This is a genomic window from Mesorhizobium sp. M7A.F.Ca.US.006.04.2.1 (assembly GCF_004022915.1).
GTDB lineage: Bacteria > Pseudomonadota > Alphaproteobacteria > Rhizobiales > Rhizobiaceae > Mesorhizobium > Mesorhizobium ciceri.
This window is the reverse complement of the sequence record NZ_RZQA01000710.1, coordinates 1-3435: the sequence shown is the minus strand read 5'-3', so window position 1 is coordinate 3435 and position 3435 is coordinate 1. Positions and strand designations below refer to the sequence as shown.

Below are 3435 nucleotides of genomic sequence, written 5' to 3'. Positions count from 1 at the left end.
GCCGCTGACGGAGAAACAAATAAAAACCCCGCCAGTGCGGCGGGTCACCGGCGCAAATCAGCACCATAGACGAAAATGTACCATAGCTGAGGTCACCGAGTCAAGAAAAAATTCCTATGACCAAAGGCACCGTCGTTGACAGCGGCGGCGGCATGCGTCCACTATTTCCCGGCACGGGAGGATCGTGAAAGCAATGGCGGAAGTGTCCCTGGTCCTGATCGACCGGCTGCTGGCGATATCGCGGGCGCTTGCCGGCCATATCGATCCCGGCACGGCGTTCCGCGCGACAGCCATCGAGATCGGTTCGCTCATCCCGCACGACCACATGGATCTGGCGGTGCTGTCGCATGATGGGCGCCGGCACGCCTGTTACGAAGCCGGCTTCCACACCAGCTGGAGCGAGCTTGCCCAGCATCCGCTGCCGACCGAAGTCAGCCCGATCCGCTCGGTGCTGTGGGGCGAAGTCCCCTATCTGCTCGCCGACGACGCGCTGAGCGACGAGCGGTTCCATTTCGCCACCGCTATCGATGGTCCGATCTTCGCCGCCAGGCTGCGCAGCCGCATCGTCGTGCCGCTCAGGGCGCGCGGCGGCATCATCGGCGCGCTCAACATCAGCCGGCACGAGGTCGACTGCTACACGCTTGCCGATGTCGCGGTCGCGCAACAATGCGCCGACCTGATCGCGCCCTACATCTTCGCGCTGATCCAGACCGAGGAGGCGCGCCGCGCTATGCTGGCCGAGAGCGAGGCGCGAAATCGCGTCGAGCTGCTGCGCGTCGGCGCCTCGCAATTGACCGAAGGCATGGAGCGCGAACGCCGGCGCATGGCCATGGACCTGCACGACCAGACGCTTGCCGATCTCGCCCGGATCGCGCGCCAGCTCTCGGCACTTCGCGGCCAGGGCGTGGCGCGGGCAGCACAGCTTGCCGATCTCGAGAAGGAGGTCGCCGGCTGCCTGACGGAACTGCGCCACATCGTCGACGACATGCGGCCGAGCGTGCTTGAACTGTTCGGCCTGCGCGATGCGGTCGAGGCGCATCTCAACCGCAGCGTCGCCAGGGCCAAGCCGCCGATCGCCGTGCGCATCGCCGACACCAGCGACGGCGGCGCCGACAGCCTGTCGGAGCCAGTGCGGACCGCGCTCTACCGGATCGTGCAGGAAGCGATCAACAATGCCGTTCGCCATGCCGCGCCGCACCGCATCGACGTGCTGCTGGCGTCGACCGCGAGCGTGCTGCGGGTGATCGTCACGGATGACGGCCAGGGCTGCGGCGCCGTTGACCCGGCCGCGTATGGCGGCATCGGCCATATGCACACGCGGGCAGCCCTTATCGGGGCGCGGCTGCGCATCGGCCAGGCCGGCCGCAAGAACGGCGGCACCCGTGTCGTCGTCGAGATCGACCGCCAGCCATCACGGGAACTGGCGGCGGCTGCAACAATGCCTGGCGAACTCGCCGTATCGGAGGCCATGTGATGCTTGTGATGATCGCCGAGAATGACGGGCTGCACCGTAGCTTCGCGCGGCGAACGGTGGAGCAATTGTGGCCCGGTGACGTCGAGGTGATCGAAGCGAGTGACGGCGAGGACGCCATCAACCTGGCGACTGAGCGCGAGCCACTGCATGTCGTGCTCGATTTGCAGATGCCGAAGGCGACGGGAATCGAAGTTGCCAGGGCGATCTGGAACCGCCGCGCCGGCACGCACATCCTGTTCTGGTCGAATTTTGCCGACGAAGCCTATGTGCGCGGCGTGGCGCGCATCGTCCCTCCCGGCTCTGTCTACGGCTATGTGCTGAAATCGGCGACGGAGGAAGGCATGCGGTCCGCCCTGCGCGGGGTTTTCCGCGAAGGCCACTGCATCATCGACCGCGAGATCCGCGGCATCCAGCATCGCGTTCAGGACAAGTTCGAGGGCATCACCGACGGCGAATATGAAAGCCTGATCGATATCGCGCTCGGCCTGACCGACCGGGCGATCGCGGCACGGCGCGGCCTGTCGATCCGTGGTGCGCAGAGCCGCATCAAGCACTGCTACGACAAGCTCGGCATCGTGCCGGCGGAGGACGGCACCGGCGATGCTTCCGTGTTCAACTCGCGGACGCGGGCGATCTATCTCGCCATGGCGCGTGGCCTGATCAACATCGACGCACTGCGCCGCGAACAGGACCGGCTCGACGCCTGGCTGGCGGAGCACTGAAACAGCGGCGGCCACAAGCCGGAACATCAGAAGGTCCGGCGCATTGCTAGTGAACGCCAACTCAACGCCTGCGGATCCGAAGTGCGACCCTCATTTGCAGATTCATGGCACTTGGTGCGCGAAAGCGTCGTCGGTTTCATCGACGACAATGCGCTCAGCCATGGTGCGGCGATGGCCTTTTATGCCGCCACCTCGCTGGCGCCGATCTTGCTGATCGTGGTTGCGATTGCTGGTCTCGTCTTCGGCCACGATGCCGCACAATTGGCCTTGTCCGCGCAGATATCAGGGCTGATGGGACCGGAAAGCGCCGATCTCCTCAAGACTGCGCTGGAAAGTGCATCCGGCAGGCTGTACGGCACCTGGGCCGCGATCATAGGGCTGGTCACCTTGCTGGTGGCCGCGTCTGGCGTCTTCGGCGAAATGCAGCAGTCGTTGAACACAATCTGGAAGATCGAACCGCAAGGCAATTCCCTGTCGCGTCTGGTGAGGGCGCGGGCCGCCAGTCTGGGGTTGGTGGCCGCACTCGGGTTCCTGTTGCTGGTCTCTCTCATCGCAAGCGCTGCGATTTCGGCACTGGGCGCTTTCATCAACGCCCACCTGCCGTTTGGAACGATCATACTCAGCGGGATTAACGGCGTCGTTTCGTTTGCGCTTATCGCCGTGATGTTTGCCGCCATTTACAAGGTTTTGCCCGATCGAACCCTGGAATGGCGCGATGTGGCAATCGGCGCTGTCGGGACCGCGGCCCTGTTCACATTGGGAAAATCGCTTATCGGCTGGTATATCGGCACCAGCGCGATTGCGTCGTCGTATGGCGCCGCCGGCGGACTGCTCGTGATATTGCTCTGGGTTTACTACTCGTCGGAGATTTTCCTCCTCGGCGCCGAGTTCACGCGCGCCTATTCCGTTCGCCACGGCAGCCGGTCCGATCTGAAGAGGTTGGTTCACGGCCCTTTGCCCGCGCAGCACGACTCATTTCGCACAGGGCAAAAATCCAACTCTGCCGGCGTTGTCGTGCTCGTGGCGGTGGCGTGCGCGAGCGCAACCTTGACCGCGCTTTTGCGGAGTGTTCGCCGGCCCTGATCTGACGTCGCCGGTATTCTACGCTCGATAGGCACGGGCGACTGTGCAAATGCACAGTCGCCCGTGCGCTTTGACCCGTATCGGCTCGTCGGGACCGCGCCTACGCTCTGCCCCAACAAGAAGACTGTATCGGGAAGCGCTCATGCCGTTCGTCAC

3 protein-coding genes are annotated in these 3435 nt (G+C 64.4%); all 3 read left to right on the top strand.

The features are described 5' to 3' along the window. The first annotated feature begins 193 nt into the window (after window positions 1–193). Window positions 194–1474: a histidine kinase gene (locus tag EN925_RS28545; RefSeq protein ID WP_013528922.1), complete on the top strand. Its 1281-nt coding sequence runs from the start codon at window positions 194–196 to the stop codon at window positions 1472–1474. Then, the gene (locus EN925_RS28540) at window positions 1474–2196 is read left to right on the top strand and encodes a response regulator transcription factor (protein WP_027163049.1); all 723 of its coding nucleotides are present in this window, start codon (window positions 1474–1476) and stop codon (window positions 2194–2196) included. Before EN925_RS28545 ends, EN925_RS28540 begins: the two co-directional genes overlap by 1 nt. 81 nt (window positions 2197–2277) lie before the next feature. Next, a complete protein-coding gene (locus EN925_RS28535; protein WP_127384659.1) occupies window positions 2278–3279 on the top strand; it encodes a YihY/virulence factor BrkB family protein in 1002 nt (333 codons plus the stop codon). Window positions 3280–3435: the final 156 nt, after the last annotated feature.